The sequence below is a fragment of the Saccharopolyspora sp. ASAGF58 genome (genome assembly GCF_012277335.1).
GTDB lineage: Bacteria > Actinomycetota > Actinomycetes > Mycobacteriales > Pseudonocardiaceae > Saccharopolyspora > Saccharopolyspora hattusasensis.
Genome location: NZ_CP040605.1, coordinates 4456372 through 4475396 on the forward strand (window position 1 = coordinate 4456372; position 19025 = coordinate 4475396).

Consider the following 19025-nt stretch of genomic DNA (forward strand, 5'->3'; position numbering starts at 1 on the left):
CGGCAGATCAGGTGTTATGCCTGGTCGCGACTGCCGTCGCGGCCCCGACGATTCCCGCGTCGTTGCGGAGCGCCGCGGCCACCACGGGCGTGCGGGTCTCCAGCAGCGGAATCCACTTTTGACCCTTTCTGCTGACCCCGCCGCCGGCGATGATCAGGTCGGGCCAGATGAACTTCTCGAGCGCCTGGATGTAGTGGCTGACCCGCGGCGCCCACTGCTCGTAGGTCAGCTCCAGGTCGTCTTTCACCGAGGCCGCGGCCTGTTTCTCCGCGTCGCGACCGTCCACCTCGATGTGCCCGAACTCGGTATTGGGCACCAGCTTGCCGTCCACGAACATGGCGCTGCCGATGCCGGTGCCGAAGGTCAGCACCACCACGAGGCCGCGGTGACCGGCGCCGGCCCCGCTGCGCATCTCCGCGGTGCCGGCGGCGTCGGCGTCGTTGAGCACCAGCACGTCGTCCCGGGTGCGGCCGAGCCGCTCCGCGAACAGCTCCTGGGCGTCCGTACCGATCCAGCCCTTGTCGATGTTCGCCGCGGTGAACGCGGTGCCGTCCTTGATCACGCAGGGCAGCGTGACGCCGACCGGACCAGTCCAGGAGAACTTCTCGACGATCTCCGCCACGGCATCCGCCACGGCGGACGGGGTCGAGGGCTGCGGGGTGGAGATCCGCATCCGCTCCTCGGCCAGCACGCCACCGTCGATGTCGACCGGGCAGCCCTTGATGCCCGACCCGCCGATATCAACGCCGAAACCGCGGGCAGTCGCCATGGCTAATCCTTCCTACTCGATTCAGATGAGGGTGTGCAGACCTTAACCGGGTTGTGTTGCGATGTGAACGTGGGATTGGCAGCAGAAGTAGACGCAAAAGACTTGTGCCAGGTAGCGGTGCGGATTGCTCGCGAGGCCGCAGATCTGGCCCGTACGGTGCGTGACGAAGCGGTCACCAATAGTGCGGTTCATACGAAGAGTACCGAGACCGATGTCGTCACGGCAGGTGATCGAGCGGTGGAGCGACTCGTACGGGAGAGGCTGGCGCAGCTGCGGCCCGGCGAGTCGGTGCTGGGAGAGGAGGAAGGCGGCGAAGGCGCGCTCGAAGGGCTGCGCTGGGTGGTCGACCCGATCGACGGCACCGTCAACTACCTGTACGGCTTCCCCTGGTACTCCGTTTCGCTCGCCGCGCAGCTCGACGGGCGTTCGGTGGCCGGTGCGGTGGTGGAGCCGGTTTCCGGCCGGGTGTGGAGCGCCGCCGCCGGGCACGGCGCCTTCCTGGACGGCCGCCCGCTGCGGGTCTCGAACGCCGACCGGCTCGACCTGTCGCTGATCGGCACCGGGTTCGCCTACTCCGTGGAGCGCCGCACGGCGCAGGCCCAGGTGCTCGGTCGGCTGCTGGGCCAGGTGCGCGACATCCGGCGGGCCGGGGTGGCGTCGCTGGACCTGTGCGCCGTCGGCGCGGGCTGGTTGGACGGCATGTACGAGGTCGGCCTCAACCGGTGGGACTGGGCGGCTGGTGCGCTGATCGCCGCCGAGGCCGGTGCGGAACTGCGGCTGCCACAGCCGGGGTCGACCGACGGCTTGGGCGACGGGATGATCGTCTGCGCTGCGCCGGGGATCGCGGGGGAGCTGACCGACGCGCTGCTCCGCGCCGATGCCGGACGCGTCTGACCATCGGCGGATGACAGGTGGAGGGCGCCCCTGCTCGCTGCCTCCCGGGGCAGCGGGTGGAGGTGTCCTTCGCTCGGAACTGTTGCGTCAGCAGTGCACTTCGCGGGCCTTGTTGAGCAGCTCGCTATCGATCTGCGGCGGTGTCACCTCTTGGTGGGCCCCGCCCTGCTGGTCCCGCTGCGGCACCCAGTTCTCCAACTCCTGGAGCGCCTGCTTGGCTTCCGAGGTGGTCTTGATGTCGTCGAAGGCCGACCCCAGCGCGAAGTCGATGCTGGCGTCGTGGCGGTCGTCGCGCACCAGCTGGGCGCATGGCGCGATGAGGCTCAGCGTCCGCGCCCCGCTCACCCCGGCAACGCCGAACCGGATCTGGCCGTGGCACTTTAGGTCGTAGTCGACGTAGACCGGATCGTTATCCGCGCCGCCCTTGGCGAAGCCGAGGCTGGCGAGCTCGTCGCTGACCAGCGACGCCTGCCGGGTCTCGCCGTTGCCGTTGAGCACCCGCACCTGCACGTCCTGCGGCGGGATCGGGTTGGTCGAATCGAGTGCGTTGCGCGGCAGCATCTGACCCAGCGGCACCGGTTCGGTGGTTTCTCCGCCCCGAGGCGCGGCGGTCGGCATCCCGGGCGGGTTGCAGGTGGTCGCGGCGTCGATGTCCTTCACCGAGTCGAAGACCCGGGTCCACAGCAGTCCGGACAGCACCACGAGCCCGACCAGCACCGCCAGAGCGGGCAGTGGTCGACGCCGCCGGTAACGGGTTCGTCGCCCCGACCTTGCACTCACGGCTGACACGTCCCGCCCCTCCCTCGATGTTGCGACCAGCCTGCGCCCGTCTTCACTAGATCAGCCTATGCGTACAACTTGCGTCGCGCGGCGCTGGACGTCGCCACCGTGTCGCGGACGCCGGGCGTGGGCCGCTGAATCGATGCCGATGAGTGAACTGCCTGGGCACCGCATCACAAGGCGAATTGCTGGGCAACCGAAGAAGGCGACCGGGCGGCGCCGGAGGGTTGATCTTCGACAGCCCGCGGATGCATCGAACACCACACCTATGGGTGACCCGATGCGTGCGCGGACTCGGCATGAGCTACCCTCTCGGCGCCTCACGGAGTGCCGGATGAGGCAAGTCGCTCATAACGGGGGAACTGAACGCGTTGCAGGGCGAGACCACGATCACTGTGCCAGCGGGCACAAAGTCGGGTCCTGGAACGTTTACCAGCGGCACACCATTGCAGTCTCCACTAACGCAGGGGTGAATCACGATGGCGACCGACTACGACGCTCCGCGCCGCGAGTCCGAGGACTTGGCCGAGGACTCGTTGGAGGAGCTGAAGGCGCGACGCAACGATGCGCAATCCGGCGTCGTCGACGAGGACGAAGGGGCGATCGCGGAGAACTTCGAACTGCCGGGCGCGGATCTGTCCGGCGAGGAGATGACCGTCAAGGTGCTCCCGAAGCAGGCTGACGAGTTCACCTGCTCGAGCTGCTTCCTCGTCCACCACCGCAGCCGGCTGGCCGAGAACCGCAACGGCCAGCCCGTTTGCCGCGACTGTGCCGCCTGATCCAGGCGGCCGGGCGTCGACGAGACCGGGAAGTGGCTGGGCACACGCTGACGGCGTGTGCCCAGTTGTTTTGCGGACCGATCCCGCACGGCCGTGCGTCGTCGTGCGACGAACGCGCGGCCGTGCCGGTTTGCGCGGGCCGAGCCGAGTCGCTGCGCCGTTTCGAAAGTAATTTCGGGACGGTCAGCGCTCGCCCGCCGCGTTCACGCCTACTTCAGGGCGGCGATAAGTTCTTCGGGACGCCGGGTGCTGACCACCCAGTACGGGGTGGGGTCGTCCGGGTCGTTCAACCAGATCCGCACCGAGGTTCGGATCCACGAGCGGTGCACCATGAACGCGGCCGGGTCCAGGTCCGGGCCGAGCGCTTGCCGCTGCTCGGCGGGGGTGATGACCTCGACCTCGTCGATGAACCGCAGCGGCAGGTGGGCATCGCCGACCCACAGCTCACCCCCGGTGACCTCGACCTTGATCCGGCCCAGCCAGATCGGGATCGCGATGGCCAGCGTGATGAGCACGACGTAGGGCAACCACGCGCGCACGCCCGGGTAGCCCATGTGCACCGTGGCGGCCATGATCGCGGCACCGATCACCGGCAACGGCCACGTCCACCAGGACGCGTACAACCGTTCGCGGAACACCGGACGTCCCTCCGCATTCGCCTGACCGGGGGTGTCCCCGGCGATGCTGACCGCTTCTCCGCTTTCCGACACGGCTTCAGGGTAGTCTCGCCGCCCGTGTCGAACGTGAAGGTCCTGCTGACCCGACTTGACCCCGATGTGCCGCTGCCCGCGTACGCGAAACCAGGCGACGCCGGTGCGGATCTGGTGACCACCAGCGACGTGGTGCTCGAACCCGGCGAACGAGCCGTGGTAGGCACGGGTATCGCGGTGGCGCTGCCTGAGGGCTACGCGGGTTTCGTGCACCCGCGTTCGGGCTTGGCCGCCAAGGCGGGGTTGAGCGTGGTCAACGCACCGGGCACCGTTGATTCTGGGTACCGCGGTGAGATCAAGGTCTGCCTGATCAACCATGATCGTGAGGTACCGCTGTCGCTGCGGCGCGGTGACCGGATCGCCCAGCTCGTCGTGCAGAAGGTCGAGCAGGCGGTGTTCCAGGAGGTCGCCGAGCTGCCGGCGTCACAGCGAGGTGCCGGGGGCTACGGGTCCACCGGTGGGCACGAGGTGCTGGCGGTCTCGGGGGCCGAGGCCGGCCACAGGACGGAGGGCTGAGGGGATGTTCGGATGGGGCCGCGGGCACGGCAAACGCGCCGATGACGCCGCTGCGGACGCGGAGCTGAGCGCCGAGGAGCAGGACTTCGCGGAAGGTGGTCCGTTCGACGAGAGCGAGGCGCCCGACGACCAGGTGGAGCGGCTCGACCTCGGTTCGGTGCGGCTGCCGGTGCCGGACGGCGGCCAGCTGCAGGTGGAGGTCGACCCGGCCGGCCCGGTGCGCGCCGTGCACCTGGTCACGCAGGTCGGCCGGTTGACGGTCAGCGCGTTCGCGGCGCCGCGCAGCAGCGGGCTGTGGGCGGAGGTCAGCGCGGAACTCGCTGACCAGCTGCGCAAGGACGGTGCCCAGGTGCACGCGGAGCGGGGCGACTGGGGAACCGAGCTGGTGGCCGACTCGCCGAAGGCGGCGCTGCGGTTCGTCGGGGTGGACGGCCCGAGGTGGCTGCTGCGCGGCGTCGCGGCCGGACCGGCGGAGCACGCCGAGGAGTGCACGAAACTGCTGTACGCGGTCCTCGACGAGACCATCGTGGTACGCGGTGCCGAACCGATGCCGGTGCGCACGCCGCTGCCGATCCAGCTGCCGGAGGCGATCCTGCGCCACATTCAGCAGGCCCAGGCCCAGAACAACGGCCAACCGGGCTGAAACCGGTTCGACCGGGCCCGAAACGGGAAAATTCCTGTTCTTCCGTTTCGCGCGTTTCCGGTGGATCACGGAATAGCCGATCGGGCGGGTCAAGTTCGTAATCCCGCAGGGCCCGCGACGACGCCGTTGCGGACGGCTACGCTGGGGGTGCACGGGCTGCGAGTCGAGCCCCGGAAGCGCACAGGAGCGCTAGATGAGCAAGACCGACGGCGGCTACTGGCGTCGCCTCGTACGCCGCCTGACCAGCGACGTCGCCGAGCTTGACGCCGACGACCTCTCGCAGCGGTCCCAGGCCGGTGGAGCCCAGCGCGCGAGCGACTGCCAGTGCGGGCAGGAGGCCGTGGTGCTCGGCCGGGTGCGCAGCGTGGGCCTGTGCCCGAAGGCATCGGCCCCGACGCTGGAGGCCGAGTTGTACGACGGCACCGAGGATGTGACCTTGGTCTGGCTGGGGCGCCGCCGGATTACCGGGATCGAACCGGGACGCATCATCAAGGCCCGGGGCCGGATCGCGGTCCGCGACGGGCGCAAGGTGCTTTACAACCCCTACTACGAGTTGCAGAACACCGCATGAGCGAACGCGACGCATCCGCCGCCGGGCTGCCCGCCCAGGACGCGGCCGACCACCAGCCGGACCAGACCGCGCAGCGGGCCGCCGCCCCCGAGAAGACCCTGCTCGAACAGATGGGCGGCGTCGGGGGGCTGGCCTACTCGGCGGTCCCGATCGTGGTCTTCGTACTGGTCAGCTCCTTCACCTCGCTGATGCCGGCGATCTGGTCGGCGATCGGCGTGGCGATCGCGATCGCGATCTTCCGGATGGTGCGCAAGGAACCGCTGCAGCCGGCCATCTCCGGTGTTCTCGGGGTCGCGGTGTGCTCGTTCATCGCCTACCGCTCCGGCGACGCCAAGGGCTTCTTCCTGCTGGGCATCTGGACGAGCCTGATCTACGGCGGGGTGTTCCTGGTGTCGGTGCTGGCCCGCTGGCCGCTGGTCGGCGTGGCCTGGTCGGCGCTGAACGGGCTGGGCTTCTCCTGGCGCAAGCAGCGTCGAGCGCTGCGCGGCTACGACCTGGCGACGCTGGCCTGGACCGTGGTGTTCGCCGCGAAGTACGTGGTGCAGCAGTGGCTGTATGACTCGGACCAGACCGGCTGGCTGGCGTTCGCCCGGATCGCGATGGGCTACCCGCTGACCGGCCTGGCGCTGATCGTCACGGTCTGGGCGATCCGCCGCGCCGCGAAGGTCGCCGAGCAGGAGAAGGCCGAGGCCGGGCAGGCCGGAACCCTCGACTCCAAGCCCTCGATGGGCTGACCCCGGTGCTCTGACGACCCGGCGATTTCGCGCGAAATCGCCACCTGCCAGGCGTGCCGAACGTCGATTTCGCGCGAAATCGCCACCTCCCGTCCGTCAGTCGGTGGGTTGGCGGTCGTGGATGATCGCCCGGATCTGCTGCTCGACGTCGGCGGTGGCCACGAACAGCATTTCGTCTCCCGCCTCCAGCGGGTCGTCGGCCTGCGGGACGATCACCCGGCCGCCGCGCAGGATGGTGACCAGCGCCGCATCGGAGGGCAGCTTCAGGTCGCGGACCCGGCGCCCGGCCAGCGGGGTGGTGTCCGGCAGCGTCACCTCGACCAGGTTGGCCTGGCCCTGGCGCAGCGTCATCAGCCGCACGAGGTCGCCGACGTTGACGGCCTCCTCAACCATCGCGGCCAGCATCCGGGGCGTGGACACCGCGACGTCAACGCCCCACGCCTCGGTGAACAGCCACTCGTTGAGCGGGTCGTTGACGCGGGCCACCACGCGGCGCACCGCGAACTCCGTCTTCGAAAGCAGCGAAACCACCAGGTTGACCTTGTCGTCGCCGGTGGCCGCGATGACCACGTCGCAGGACTCCAGCCCGGCTTCCTCCAGCGACGCCAGCTCGCAAGCGTCGGCGAGCATCCACTCCGCGCCGCGGATGTTCTGCGGGTGGTAGTTCTGGACGCTCCGCTCGATCAGCAGGACCTCGTGGTCGCCTTCGAGCAGCTCCCGCGCGATGGACTGGCCGACCGCGCCGGCGCCCGCGATCGCGATGCGCATTACTCGCTCTCCTCGGGGGTGCGGCGGGCCGCCGCCGTGACGTCGGTGACGGTGCCGGACAGCGCCGCCACGTAAACCGTGTCGTCGGCCTGGATGACGGTCTTGGCGTCCGGGAGCACCCCGTTGCCAAACCGCATTATGAACGCGACCCGGGCGCCGGTGGTGGCCTCCAGCTCGGCGACCCGGCGGCCGACCCAGCCGTCGTCGAGTGGCAGCTGCAGGACCGCGACGGTGCCGGAGGGCTCCCGCCACGCCGTGGCGACGCCTTCGGGCAGCAGCATGCGCAGGAACCGGTCGGTCGTCCACGGCACCGTGGCCACCGTGGGGATGCCCAGCCGCTGGTAGACCTCGGCGCGCTTCGGGTCGTAGATCCGCGCCACGACGTGCTCGACGCCGAAGGTCTCGCGGGCCACCCGGGCCGAGACGATGTTGGAGTTGTCCCCGTTGGACACCGCGGCGAAGGCGGCCGCCTGCTCGATCCCCGCTTCGACCAGGATGTCGCGGTCGAAGCCGTTGCCGGTGACCTGCTGGCCGCGGAAGTCCTTGCCCAGGCGGTGGAACGCCTGCGGGTTCTTGTCCACCACGGCCACGGTGTGATCGAGCCGTTGCAGGGCCGCGGCCAGGGAGGCCCCGACCCGGCCGCAACCCATGATCACCACGTGCACGACGCTGTCTCCTCGCTGCGGGTTCTGGCGACGACCTCGCGATCGTCTGCCGACCGTACCTTCACGGACGCGGGTCCGGTCCGGTTCGCGCCCGTCGGTTCCGGGCTGCTGCACCGTACCGGGTGAGGCGTCTACGTGGGCAGGGCGGAGGTCCGGATGTGACCTGAGAGGAATTCCGGTGGCCAGGGTCGCCTGCCGACCCACCTTTGCGCTTACGCTCTGTGCCGTGTCCAAGCTCGCAACCGCGGCGAAACGGTTGATCGTCGGTCGCCCGTTCCGCAGCGATCGCCTCGCGCACACGCTGCTGCCCAAGCGCATCGCACTGCCGGTGTTCTCCTCCGACGCCATGTCGAGCGTCGCCTACGCGCCCGAAGAGATCCTCCTGGTGCTCTCGGTGGCCGGCGTGTCCGCCTTCGCGGTGAGCCCGTGGATCGGGATCCTGGTCGCGCTCGTGATGGTCACGGTGGTCGCCTCCTACCGGCAGAACGTGCGCGCCTACACCTCCGGCGGCGGCGACTACGAGGTGGCCTCCGTCAACCACGGCCCCCGGTGGGGGCTGGTGGTGGCCAGCGCCCTGCTGGTCGACTACATCCTCACGGTCGCGGTGTCGATCTCCTCGGCCGCCGCGAACATCGGCTCGGTCATCCCGTTCGTCGCGCAGCACAAGGTGCTGTTCGCCGTCGGTGCGATCGCGCTGCTGACCGCGCTGAACCTGCGCGGCGTCCGCGAGTCCGGTTCGCTGTTCGCGATCCCGACCTACGCCTTCGTGATCGGCGTCCTCGGCATGATCGGCTGGGGCTTCTTCCGCACCTTCGTACTCGACCAGGAGATGCCGGCCGAGAGCGCGAACTTCCAGATCTTGCCGGACGAAACCCAGATGGCCGGGGTGGCGTTCGTGTTCCTGGTGCTGCGGGCGTTCTCCTCCGGCAGCGCGGCGCTGACCGGTGTCGAGGCGATCAGCAACGGGGTGCCGGCCTTCCGAAAGCCGAAGTCCCGCAACGCGGCCACCACGCTGGCGCTGATGGGTGGCCTCGCGGTCACGATGTTCATGGGGCTGCTGATGCTGGCCCAGATCACCGGCGCGGTGATCGCCGAGGACCCGGCGCGCCAGCTGATCGGCGCGCCGCCCGGTTACGAGCAGAAGACGTTGGTCGCGCAGCTGGCGGGCGCGGTGTTCGCGGGCTTCCCGCCCGGCGTCTGGTACCTGGTGTTTTTCACCGGCCTGATCCTGGTGCTGGCCGCCAACACGGCGTTCAACGGTTTCCCGGTGCTGGGTTCGATCCTGGCGCAGGACCGGTTCCTGCCTCGCCAGCTGCACACCCGCGGCGACCGGCTGGCGTTCTCCAACGGCATCCTGTTCCTGGCCGCCGGGGCGATCATCCTGGTGTTCGCCTTCGAGGCCGAGGTCACCCGGCTGATTCAGCTCTACATCGTCGGCGTGTTCGTGTCTTTCGTGCTCAGCCAGAGCGGCATGATCCGGCACTGGAACCGGCTGCTGGGCAAGGAGACCGATCCGCAGGCGCGGCGGCGGATGCGCCGCGCGCAGATGATCAACACTTTCGGCCTGTTCATGACGGCCAGCGTGCTGGTGATCGTGCTGATCACCAAGTTCACCCACGGCGCCTGGATCGCGATCGCCGCGATGGCCGCGATCTACGTGCTGATGACGGCCATCCACCGGCACTACGATCGGGTCGGCGAGGAGCTCAAGCAGCAGGAGGCGGACGCGGTGCTGCCGTCGCGCAACCACGCCCTGATCCTGGTCTCCAAGCTGCACCTGCCGACCATGCGGGCGATCGCCTACGCGCGCGCCACCCGGCCGGACGCGCTCGAAGGCGTCACAGTCAACGTCGACGACGAGGACACCCGCGAGCTGACGAAGCGCTGGGAGGCGGAGAATCTCCCAGTGCCGTTGAAGGTGCTTGAATCGCCGTACCGGGAGATCACCCGGCCGGTGCTGGAATACGTTAAGCGGATCCGGCGGGACAGCCCGCGCGACGTGGTGACCGTGTTCATCCCCGAATACGTCGTCGGCCACTGGTGGGAGCAACTGCTGCACAACCAGAGCGCGCTGCGGCTGAAGAGCCGACTGCTGTTCCAGCCGGGCGTGATGGTCACCAGCGTGCCGTGGCAGCTGGAGTCGTCCACGCGGGTCCGCCAGAAGCAGCTCACCTCGATGCCGGGCGCGACCCGGCGCGGGCTGGGTACGAACGGGAAGGTGAGCAGTGACCGAAAGGCCGGACTGGACCGGTAGGCGGCTGGAGATCGAGATCGGGCCGGTCGCGCACGGCGGCCATTGCGTGGCCCGGTACGAGGGCCGGGTGGTGTTCGTCCGCCACGCGTTGCCCGGCGAGGTCGTCGTCGCCGAGGTCACCGAGGACGCCGGCGGCGGCTTTTGCCGGGCCGATGCGGTCGAGGTGCTGACCGCGGCGGAGGGCCGGGTGAGCCCGCCGTGCCCGCTGGCGGACATGGCGCTCGGTCGCGACCGGTGCGGTGGCTGCGACTGGCAGCACGCCGCCGGCGAGACGCAGCGGGAGCTCAAGGCCGCGGTGATCGCCGAGCAGCTGCAACGTATCGCCGGGATCGACTGGCCAGTGCGGGTGCGGGAACTGCCCGGTGGGTTGCTGCGTTGGCGGAGCCGGGCGCGGCTGGCCGTGGACCGCAAGGGACAGGCGGGATTCCGCGCGCACCGCAGCCACCGGGTGCTCCCGGTCGAGGACTGCCCGATCACCGTCGAGGGCGCGCTGAGCGAGGTCACAAACCGCCGGTGGCGCCCGGGTGCGGAGCTGACGGTGGCGGCCGATGCCGCGGGCGAGGTGCACGTGACCGCCGTGGACAACAAGCCGCAGCGGCGTCACGCGCGCGCCGTCGCCAGGCAGGTGCAGGGCAGCGGGGTGGCTCGCGAATCCGCGGGCGGGCGTCCTTTCGACGTTGCCGTGCAGGGCTTCTGGCAGGTGCACAAGGCCGCGCCGGACACCTTCACCGAGGTGGTTTCGCGCCTGGCGGCAGCGCCGGAGGGTGGCGTGGCCTGGGATCTCTACGGCGGGGTGGGCTTGTTCGCGGCGCCGCTCGCGGAGCAGGTCGGCCCGGCGGGTTCGGTGGTGCTGGTCGAGTCGTCGAGGCGTGCGGTGGAGGACGCGGTGGCGAACCTGCGGGACCTGCCGCAGGTGTCGTTCCGCGCGGGCATGGTGGAGGATTTGGCCACCGACGAGGACCTGCCGACCCCGGACGTCGTGGTGCTGGACCCGCCGCGCAAGGGCGCCGGTCGGGATGTGGTGGACGCGGTGACGTCGCGTCGCCCGGCGCGGATCGTGCACGTCGCGTGCGATCCGGCGGCGCTGGCGCGGGACGTGGGGTTGTTCGCGGAGCGCGGCTACCGGATGACCGAGCTGGAGGCCTTCGACGCCTTCCCGATGACGCACCACATCGAGTGCATCGCTTTGCTGGAGCCGGTCGGCTGAGCGCCGTTTCCCGGCTCGCGCTGTTCCGTTCGACGGCGAGCTGTCGTCGCGGGGCGACGTGCGGGTCGTTGACTTGCGCAGCGGGCCGCGCAAGCGTTCGGGGGACCGCGGTTCCGACCGGAACTGCGGGTCCAGCCGGTGGGGCGCGGTTGAGATTGCCGCGCACCGGGTGCCGGCGGACGCCCGGTCCCAGAAACGGGAGTTCTTGAGATGACCCAACGCGAACACCTGCCGGAAGTCCTCCCGGCCCCGCCCGAGTCCGGAGCCGAGGTGCGGCCCGTCGCCGGCCAGGGAACATCCGCGCCGGACACCGTTCCGGGACGCCGGGTGATCGCGTTTCTATTGGCAGCACTGGGAATCGTGCTGCTCCCCGCAGGCCTGCTGGCGCTCGGTCTGTCCACTGTGCCCGGTTATTTCACCGGCTGGGCCGCGGGGTGGATCGGGACCGCGGCGGTGGTGTGGCTGGTGGACTCCCGCACGCCGCGGCGCTGGCCGGGCTGGGCGCTGCTCGCCGCGGTGCCGCAGGCGTTCGTGAACGTCCTGTTCGCCGCGCCGATAGGCCTGATCTCGCTGGTCGCCGTGGCCGCTTCGCCCGCCTTGGCGACGTTGGCGGGCCGGCGGTTCGCGCAACCGGCGAAGGATCTCGCCGAACTGGATGTGGAGATCCCGGTGCCGCTCGACGCGCTCGGCAGCGGGCGCCTGCTGATCGGCCGGGACCGGATCGTGCTCGCCCAGACCGCTCGCGGCAGCGGCGGGCGGGTCCGGCAAGCGCTGCCGCTGGCCGAGCTGGCCCTCGCGCAGCCCGGCGAGATCGGCGGTGGCGAGGACGGCTGGTGGCCGCTGCCGGGAGGCGCTGGCATCCGCCTGCGCCGTGGACCGGCGCTCCGCTTGGTCGCCGGGATGCAGCAGTGGATCGTGCACGTGGCCGACCCGCAACTGGTCGCCTCGATCGTCCGGCGGCGCGCCACCGCGGCTTGGCCGCTGCGCACGGGCCCGCAGGATTCCGCTTCCTGGCATCGGCTGCGCACCTGGGCCGTCGGTCGCATGACGACGGTGCGCCGCGGCCGCCAAGCACAGGCCTATCCGGGATTCCGGGCCCTGCTCGGCAGCGCGCTGGCGGTGTTCGGCTCGATGCTGCTGACCACCGCGATCGGCCGTGGCGTCGGAGATCCGGTGCTGTGGATTGTGGCGGTCGTCGTGCTGGGCTCGGGAGTGCTCCTGGCCGTCGGCTGGCTGCGGGTGCGCCGCCGCCTCGACCAGGCGGAACTGCACCAGCTACCACCGGGGAGCCCGCCGTGGGGAGACCTCCGCCCGGATCACGCCCCGATCCCGGACTGGCGCCCGTTCATGTGAAGCGTGCGGGGTGCCCTTGGCCGAGCTGCTGGGCTGCCCGAGCAACTGGGCGAAGGGCGCCCTCACCTCGAAAATCCACTCGCACGGATGAAGCGTGAAGGGCGTCTTTGGGCGAGGCAGTTGTTCGAAGGCACCCTTCGCCAGGAGAAATTCGCTCGTTCAGGTTCGTTGTTGGGGCCCTCGGGGAGGTCCAGCTTCTCCGGGGTCGACGGGGGTTGTGCCGATCCGTCCGAATAGGACGGGCTGCCGTCGTCGTCGTACGGGTTGTTGTCTACGTTGTCCGGGGCGCCGTCGCCGGGGATGTGCTGGCCGTGGATGGAATTGACGCTGCGGTTGTCGAGACTGTCCACATTGGCCCGTGCACCGCGCCCTCCGATGACTCGAACCGCCAGCCCTGGCTGTTCTCGCCCGACACCCGGCTGTCGCCGCGGCCGTTGCCCCTCCCACATCGCGCGTTCAGGCCCTCGTGCCGGCTCTGCATGCCGACGGTCACCCCGCCCACGCCGCCGAAGATCGTCCCCGAAGTGAGATCGCCCCAGCCCGGCGCTTCGCCAGTCCGGTGAAGGCATCGGCGGCCGACTGCGAGCCGGCCTCGTCGTTGCCCAGCACTCGCTTTCCGCCTGAAGCACCCCATTGAGCTTGTCCAGTGGCGCCTGAAGTTTGTCCGCCGCGCCGCCGCCTGGGCCTCCTGCAACTGCGAGGTCTGCCGCTGCAAGCCTTCCAGCAGTGACGACACCTGCTCGCGCATTGCCGCGTTGCGCGCCTCCAGCTCGGCCCTTCGTCCATCCGAATTGGTCATTTCGGCCCTTCCTGGGATGGTCCGCCGAAGGCCGGCAACATCGGCCGTTCGGCGGAACACGAACGCGCGGGCTCCCGGCCTCGGATCGCTCCGCGTTCCGTCACGCACCACACCGGGCCGTCGGCAGCCCGCTCCGTAGACTGGGGCGAGCTATGCATCGCGGCGGAGCCAGGCAGCCAGCCGGCCCCAGCGTGCGAATGAACCCGACCGGCACGACAAGTGAGGTGGAACGGTGACGCTGCTGGGGTCCGTGCACAGTCCGGCCGACGTCAAGCGACTTAAGCACGCTGAGCTGGTGCAACTGGCCTCAGAGATCAGGCACTTCCTGATCGAGAAGGTGTCCCGCACCGGTGGGCACCTGGGGCCGAATCTTGGCGCGGTGGAGCTGACCCTGGCCGTCCACCGGGTGTTCGACTCGCCGCAGGACGCCATCGTGTTCGACACCGGTCACCAGGCGTACGTGCACAAGATCATCACCGGTCGGCAGGACGGCTTCGACCGGCTGCGCAAGCGCGACGGCCTCTCCGGCTACCCGTCGCGCACCGAGAGCGACCACGACCTGGTGGAGAACAGCCACGCCTCGACGGCGCTGTCCTACGCCGACGGCCTGGCCCGGTCCTTCCAGCTCAGCGGCGAGCCGCGGCACGCGGTGGCGGTCGTCGGCGATGGCGCGCTCACCGGTGGCATGTGCTGGGAGGCGCTGAACAACATCGCCGCCGACCAGGAGCGCCCGGTGGTGATCCTGGTCAACGACAACGGCCGGTCCTACTCGCCGACGATCGGCGGCCTCGCCGAGCACCTCGCCGCGCTGCGCTTGAACCCCAGCTACGAGAAGGCGCTGGAGAGCGGCCGCCGCACGCTGCGCAACCTCCCGGTGGTCGGGCGCTCGCTCTACACCGGCCTGCACGCGGCCAAGAGCGGCATCAAGGACGCGATCAGCCCGCAGGTGATGTTCTCCGACCTCGGCATCAAGTACCTGGGCCCGGTCGACGGCCACGACCTGCGCGCGATGGAACATGCGCTGCAGATGGCCAAGTCCTTCGGCGGCCCGGTGATCGTGCACGCGGTGACCCGCAAGGGCAACGGGTTCGCCCCGGCCGAGAACGACCAGGCCGAGCAGATGCACCAGGTCAAGGTGATCGACCCGGAGACCGGGCTGCCGACCAAGCCGGCCCCGAAGACCTGGACCGACGTCTACGCCGAGGAGCTGGTGCGCATCGGAGCCGAGCGCCCGGACGTGGTGGCCATCACCGCCGCGATGCTCGGCCCGACCGGGCTGAAGAAGTTCGGCGAGGCCTACCCGGACCGCTGCATCGACGTGGGCATCGCCGAACAGCACGGCATGACTTCGGCGGCGGGGCTGGCGATGGGCGGCATGCACCCGGTGTTCGCGGTGTACTCGACGTTCCTTAACCGCGCGTTCGACCAGCTGCTGATGGACGTGGCGCTGCACAAGCAGCCGGTCACGGTGACTCTGGACCGCTCCGGGATCACCGGCGACGACGGCGCCAGCCACAACGGCATGTGGGACTTGTCGATCCTCGGCCTGATCCCGGGCATCCAGGTCGCGGCGCCGCGCGACGCGGTGACGCTGCGCGAGGAGCTGCGCGAGGCGGTCGCCGTCGACGACGGGCCGACCGTGGTCCGGTTCTCCAAGGGCTCGGTGATCGAGGAGGTCCCGGCCGTGGAGCGGGTCGGCGGGGTGGACGTGCTGCGCCGCCCGGCTGCCGGTGAGAGCGACGACGTGCTGCTGGTCGCGGTTGGCGCGTTTGGGGAGTTGGCGGTGGCCGCGGCGGAGCGGCTCTCGGCGCAGGGCATCGGGGTCACCGTCGTGGATCCGCGCTGGGTGGTGCCGGTGCCGGGGCAGATCGTCGAGCTGGCCGAGCAGCACCGGCTGGTGGTCACCCTGGAGGACTGCGGGCGGCACGGCGGCTTCGGCTGGGCGCTGGCGGCGGCGCTGCGCGACGCGGAGCTGGACGTACCGCTGCGCGATCTGGCGGTGCCGAACCAGTTCCTGACCCACAAGTCGCGCGACGAGGTGCTTTCCGAGCTGGGGCTGACCGAGCAGGACATCGCCCGCCGCATCACAGAGTGGGTCGCCAACCAGCGCGGGTCCCGCGTGTCGCTGCGGGTCGCAGCCGACAACGAGCGCCCGGAAGCGGCGAGCGGCTGACGCCGAAGAGCGCGATTTCCATGGAAATCGAAGGCCTGATTTCAAATGGAAATCGCACCCGGTCGGTGTGTCGGGTGCCCGACACACCGGAGCCTGTGGATAACTCGCCGCGATTTCCATTGAAGTTGCGGTGGGGCGGCGAGTGGTCGGCCGGGCTGCGCCTGGCCGCTGTGGCAGGGTGAACGTGTGCGAATCCTGGTCGTCGAGGATGAGAAGCCGCTGGCCGATGCGATAGCTCGCGGGCTGCGCCGGGAAGGCATGGCCGTGGACGTCGCCTACGACGGAGAAAGCGGCCAGGAGAAGGCGTCGATCACCCGGTACGACGTGCTGGTGCTCGACCGGGACCTGCCGGGCATGTCCGGTGACGAGCTGTGTAGTCGGTTGGTGTCCTCCGGCGAGCTGACCCGGGTGCTGATGCTCACCGCCAGCGGCACGGTCGAGGACCGCGTCGCCGGGCTGTCCCTGGGCGCCGACGACTACCTGGCCAAGCCGTTCGCGTTCGCGGAGCTGATCGCCCGGGTCCGGGCGCTGGGGCGTCGCGCCACTCCGGCGCAACCGCCGCTGCTGACCGCGCTGGAGTTGGAGCTGGATTCCGCGCGGCGCACCGTGCACCGCGGGGACGGCGAGGTCGAGCTGACCCGCAAGGAGCTCGGCGTGCTTGAGGTGCTGCTGTCGGCAGGCGGCGCGGTGGTCAGCTCCGAGGAACTGCTGGAACGGGTGTGGGACGAGAACGCCGACCCGTTCACCACGACGGTGCGGGTCACGATGATGACGCTGCGCAAGAAGCTGGGGGAGCCGAGCATCATCGAAACCGTGGTCGGCTCCGGCTACCGGGTGCCGTCGGCGGGCCGCACCGAGCACGCTCGGGACTGAGCCGATGTGCGGGGCCGCCCGATCGATCACCCGCCGCGGTCCGGGACTGCGAACGCGGTTGACCCTGCTGGCGACGGCGCTGGTCGCTGCGGTCAGCGGGCTGCTGCTGTGGCTGGGATGGGTGCTGGTCGGCAACGTGGTCGCCGCGGTGCCCCGATTGCCCGCGGGACCACCGGTCCGGGTGCACGGCGTAGACGTGCCTGCGGAACTGCTCGGCGAGGCGTTGCGCGACTCCGCGCGGCAGCAGGTCCTGCTGATCGGCGGGTTCGCCTTCGTCGCCGTGGTACTGGCGGCCGCGCTGCTGGCGTGGACGGTGACCGGCCGGGTGCTGCGACCGCTGCACGACGTGACCGATGCCGCACGCCGGTTGTCCGCGGAGTCTTTGGATGAACGGATCGAGTTGACCGGTCCGCGCGACGAGGTCGCCCAGCTGGCCGACACCTTCGACGCGATGCTCGACCGGCTGCAAGCGGCGTTCGACTCGCAGCGCAGGTTCGTTGCCAACGCGAGTCACGAGCTGCGCACGCCGTTGTCGGTGATCCGCACGGAGCTCGACGTCACGCTGTCGGACCCCGACGCCGACGAGGCGGAGCTGCGCCGGATGGCCGATGTGGTCCGCGAGGCGACGGCGCGCGCGGAGCGGCTGGTGGAGGCCCTGCTCCTGTTGGCTCGCACCGAAGGCGCGGAGTTGGCGGTGAGGGAGCCGGTGGACCTCACGGGGCTCGTGGGACGCGCCCTGCGCGCGGTGGAGCAGGAGGCGCGGCAGCGCGGACTGCGCATCAAGTGTTGTGCGGAACCGGCGTTCGCCGTCGGCGATCCGGCGCTGCTGGAGCGCGTCGCGGGCAACCTGTTGGAGAACGCGGTGCGGCACAACGTCGACGGTGGTTGGGTGGAGATCAGCGTCAGCAGCGATCCACAGTGGACAACCGTGCGGGTGGCGTCGTCGGGGCCGGGAATCCCGGCGGAACAAGTGGAATCCTTCTTCGAGCCGTTTCGCCGGGCAGGAGTCCAACGAACGGCCCGAAACGGAGCGGGCCTTGGCCTGTCGATCGTCCAAGCGGCGGCGAAGGCCCACCACGGCCGAGTCCGGGCGGAACCCCTCCCAACCGGCGGCCTCGCGGTGACGGTCCAACTCCCCGCTGCGCCGTGACCTGGATGACATGTAGAACATTGGCGTTCTACACTCTGGTCATGAGCGAGGTGTCGGTCCGCATGCTGAACCAGGAGACGTCGAGCGTCCTGGCCAGAGTCAAACACGGCGAAGAAATCGACATCACCGAACGCGGTGCCATCATCGCCAGGATCATTCCTGCGCATCCCCACCCTCTCGGCGAGCTGATCGCTTCTGGGAAGTTCCGCCCGCCGACTCTGGAGGGGGCGATGCCCCGGCCACTCGGCCCTGTTCGAACTGACGTGGACGCGAGCGCACTCATCCGTGAGCTACGAGATGAGGAGCGTTACTAGTGATCTACCTCGACAGCGCTGCGCTCATCAAGCTGGTAAGACGGGAACGAGAAAGCGACGCACTGGCGGATTGGTTGGAGCAACAGCCGAATGTACCGCTGGTCGCATCTGCGCTCGTCGAGGTGGAGGTTCCGCGGGCACTACGACGGTACGAACCGAACTTGCTCAGCGCCGTCCCCGCCGTTCTGAAGCGGATCGGCGTCTACGACATTGACGACGTGGTACGAGCTACGGCCGCTGCGTACCAAGATGTCCTGCTGCGTTCACTCGACGCTATTCACCTTGCGACGGCACATGCGATCTTCGGTGCGCACCTGACGGCATTCGTGACCTACGACCATCGTCTCCACAAGGCGGCCGAAGATGTTGGATTGCCAGTCGCACAACCAGGAACGGTTTGAACGACGCGAAAGCTGCGACCCGCCCCGCAACGGAGCGGGCTTGGGTTGTCGACAGTCCAAACAGCGGCTACGGCCCACGTTCGAAGCTCAAAGCCTCAGCGAGGCCACGTCGAGTTCGAACGGAACCGGGCTCGCGGCGATCCGCGCGCTCCCGTGACCGGCCTGTGTGGTTGCGTCGCACACGTACCGGCCGTTTTCGAGGCGGTACGCGGCCAGTTCGGTCGGCCCACCGCGGTCCTGAGCGACGCTCCAGAAGAACGGGATGCCAGCTCGTTCGCAGGCCTGGAGCTTCTCCTGCTGCTCGCTGGAGGTGTTGCCTGGGGACCAGATCTCGCCTATGAGCAGGACGTTCCCGGGCTGGAACGACGTGCCGACGGGCGGCGTGTCGAGGACCACGAAATCGGGGATGAGGGCCGAGCGGTAACTCGTACTGATCTCGATGCCGATACCACCGACCGCGTAGAGATCGGTTCGCTTCGCCGAGTTGATGGCCTGGTCGAACATCGAGATGATGCGCTTCTCCGCCCACTGGTGCTGTCCGCTCGGCGGTGGCGTCACGAGCCAGTACCCCTCGATGAGTTCCAGTCGCGAACCGTCCTCACGGGCGGGGAGCGCGTGCCAGTCGGCGATCGTGAACGGCCCGAGTTCGTGCTGGACAAGCGCGGTCACCGG

Annotated in this window: 20 protein-coding genes; 14 read left to right on the plus strand and 6 right to left on the minus strand. The window is 69.7% G+C overall.

Features of this window, described 5'->3' with window-relative positions:
* Positions 1–7: 7 nt before the first annotated feature.
* Positions 8–769 carry a polyphosphate--glucose phosphotransferase gene (gene ppgK, locus FDZ84_RS21345; RefSeq protein ID WP_168587345.1) on the minus strand — a complete coding sequence of 254 codons (762 nt, stop codon included), beginning with the start codon at positions 767–769 and terminating at the stop codon, positions 8–10.
* A gap of 102 nt (positions 770–871) precedes the next feature.
* On the opposite strand from ppgK, the gene FDZ84_RS21350 reads away from it, so the two are divergent.
* Positions 872–1663 (plus strand): inositol monophosphatase family protein, encoded by a 792-nt coding sequence (locus tag FDZ84_RS21350; RefSeq protein ID WP_168587346.1) that lies wholly within the window; start codon positions 872–874, stop codon positions 1661–1663.
* 87 nt (positions 1664–1750) lie between these two features.
* Here FDZ84_RS21350 and cei read toward each other — a convergent pair whose 3' ends face one another.
* Complete coding sequence (gene cei, locus FDZ84_RS21355) at positions 1751–2443, minus strand: envelope integrity protein Cei (protein ID WP_210435032.1); 693 nt, start codon at positions 2441–2443, stop codon at positions 1751–1753.
* Between the two features lie 479 nt (positions 2444–2922).
* On the opposite strand from cei, the gene FDZ84_RS21360 reads away from it, so the two are divergent.
* Positions 2923–3222, plus strand: a complete 300-nt coding sequence (locus tag FDZ84_RS21360) for a DUF4193 domain-containing protein (RefSeq protein ID WP_010695032.1) — start codon at positions 2923–2925, stop codon at positions 3220–3222.
* A gap of 209 nt (positions 3223–3431) precedes the next feature.
* Here FDZ84_RS21360 and FDZ84_RS21365 read toward each other — a convergent pair whose 3' ends face one another.
* Positions 3432–3932: a DUF3093 domain-containing protein gene (locus FDZ84_RS21365; RefSeq protein WP_210435033.1), complete on the minus strand. Its 501-nt coding sequence runs from the start codon at positions 3930–3932 to the stop codon at positions 3432–3434.
* A gap of 24 nt (positions 3933–3956) precedes the next feature.
* On the opposite strand from FDZ84_RS21365, the gene dut reads away from it, so the two are divergent.
* The 4 genes from dut (at position 3957) to FDZ84_RS21385 (ending at position 6396) form a co-directional block, all read left to right on the plus strand.
* Positions 3957–4448, plus strand: a complete 492-nt coding sequence (gene dut / locus FDZ84_RS21370) for a dUTP diphosphatase (protein WP_168587348.1) — start codon at positions 3957–3959, stop codon at positions 4446–4448.
* 4 nt (positions 4449–4452) lie between these two features.
* On the plus strand, positions 4453–5091 hold the full coding sequence (locus FDZ84_RS21375; RefSeq protein WP_168587349.1) for a DUF3710 domain-containing protein: 639 nt from the start codon (positions 4453–4455) through the stop codon (positions 5089–5091).
* Between the two features lie 193 nt (positions 5092–5284).
* Positions 5285–5662 (plus strand): OB-fold nucleic acid binding domain-containing protein, encoded by a 378-nt coding sequence (locus FDZ84_RS21380; RefSeq protein ID WP_168587350.1) that lies wholly within the window; start codon positions 5285–5287, stop codon positions 5660–5662.
* Positions 5659–6396, plus strand: a complete 738-nt coding sequence (locus tag FDZ84_RS21385; protein ID WP_168587351.1) for a DUF3159 domain-containing protein — start codon at positions 5659–5661, stop codon at positions 6394–6396. Before FDZ84_RS21380 ends, FDZ84_RS21385 begins: the two co-directional genes overlap by 4 nt.
* Positions 6397–6492: 96 nt before the next feature.
* Here FDZ84_RS21385 and FDZ84_RS21390 read toward each other — a convergent pair whose 3' ends face one another.
* Both FDZ84_RS21390 and FDZ84_RS21395 read right to left on the minus strand, forming a co-directional pair.
* Positions 6493–7164, minus strand: coding sequence for a TrkA family potassium uptake protein (locus FDZ84_RS21390; RefSeq protein WP_168587352.1), 672 nt, complete (start codon positions 7162–7164; stop codon positions 6493–6495).
* Positions 7164–7829, minus strand: coding sequence for a TrkA family potassium uptake protein (locus FDZ84_RS21395; protein WP_168587353.1), 666 nt, complete (start codon positions 7827–7829; stop codon positions 7164–7166). Before FDZ84_RS21395 ends, FDZ84_RS21390 begins: the two co-directional genes overlap by 1 nt.
* 226 nt (positions 7830–8055) lie before the next feature.
* Between FDZ84_RS21395 and FDZ84_RS21400 the strand changes: the two genes are divergently transcribed.
* The 8 genes from FDZ84_RS21400 to FDZ84_RS21435 all read left to right on the plus strand — a co-directional run bounded on the left by FDZ84_RS21400 (position 8056) and on the right by FDZ84_RS21435 (position 18353).
* The gene (locus tag FDZ84_RS21400; protein WP_168587354.1) at positions 8056–10083 is read left to right on the plus strand and encodes an APC family permease; all 2028 of its coding nucleotides are present in this window, start codon (positions 8056–8058) and stop codon (positions 10081–10083) included.
* On the plus strand, positions 10055–11290 hold the full coding sequence (locus tag FDZ84_RS21405; RefSeq protein WP_168587355.1) for a class I SAM-dependent RNA methyltransferase: 1236 nt from the start codon (positions 10055–10057) through the stop codon (positions 11288–11290). The genes FDZ84_RS21400 and FDZ84_RS21405 overlap by 29 nt, the downstream gene beginning before the upstream one ends.
* A gap of 210 nt (positions 11291–11500) precedes the next feature.
* Complete coding sequence (locus tag FDZ84_RS21410; protein ID WP_168587356.1) at positions 11501–12643, plus strand: hypothetical protein; 1143 nt, start codon at positions 11501–11503, stop codon at positions 12641–12643.
* A gap of 1031 nt (positions 12644–13674) precedes the next feature.
* A complete protein-coding gene (gene dxs / locus FDZ84_RS21415; RefSeq protein ID WP_168587357.1) occupies positions 13675–15615 on the plus strand; it encodes a 1-deoxy-D-xylulose-5-phosphate synthase in 1941 nt (646 codons plus the stop codon).
* A gap of 186 nt (positions 15616–15801) precedes the next feature.
* Positions 15802–16488 carry a response regulator transcription factor gene (locus FDZ84_RS21420; protein WP_168587358.1) on the plus strand — a complete coding sequence of 229 codons (687 nt, stop codon included), beginning with the start codon at positions 15802–15804 and terminating at the stop codon, positions 16486–16488.
* Positions 16489–16492: 4 nt separating this feature from the next.
* The gene (locus tag FDZ84_RS21425) at positions 16493–17638 is read left to right on the plus strand and encodes a cell wall metabolism sensor histidine kinase WalK (protein WP_168587359.1); all 1146 of its coding nucleotides are present in this window, start codon (positions 16493–16495) and stop codon (positions 17636–17638) included.
* Between the two features lie 62 nt (positions 17639–17700).
* Positions 17701–17952, plus strand: coding sequence for a type II toxin-antitoxin system Phd/YefM family antitoxin (locus FDZ84_RS21430; protein WP_246868324.1), 252 nt, complete (start codon positions 17701–17703; stop codon positions 17950–17952).
* A complete protein-coding gene (locus FDZ84_RS21435) occupies positions 17952–18353 on the plus strand; it encodes a type II toxin-antitoxin system VapC family toxin (protein ID WP_168587361.1) in 402 nt (133 codons plus the stop codon). The genes FDZ84_RS21430 and FDZ84_RS21435 overlap by 1 nt, the downstream gene beginning before the upstream one ends.
* Positions 18354–18440: 87 nt before the next feature.
* Here FDZ84_RS21435 and FDZ84_RS21440 read toward each other — a convergent pair whose 3' ends face one another.
* Positions 18441–19022: a Uma2 family endonuclease gene (locus FDZ84_RS21440; protein ID WP_168587362.1), complete on the minus strand. Its 582-nt coding sequence runs from the start codon at positions 19020–19022 to the stop codon at positions 18441–18443.
* Positions 19023–19025 lie beyond the last annotated feature (3 nt).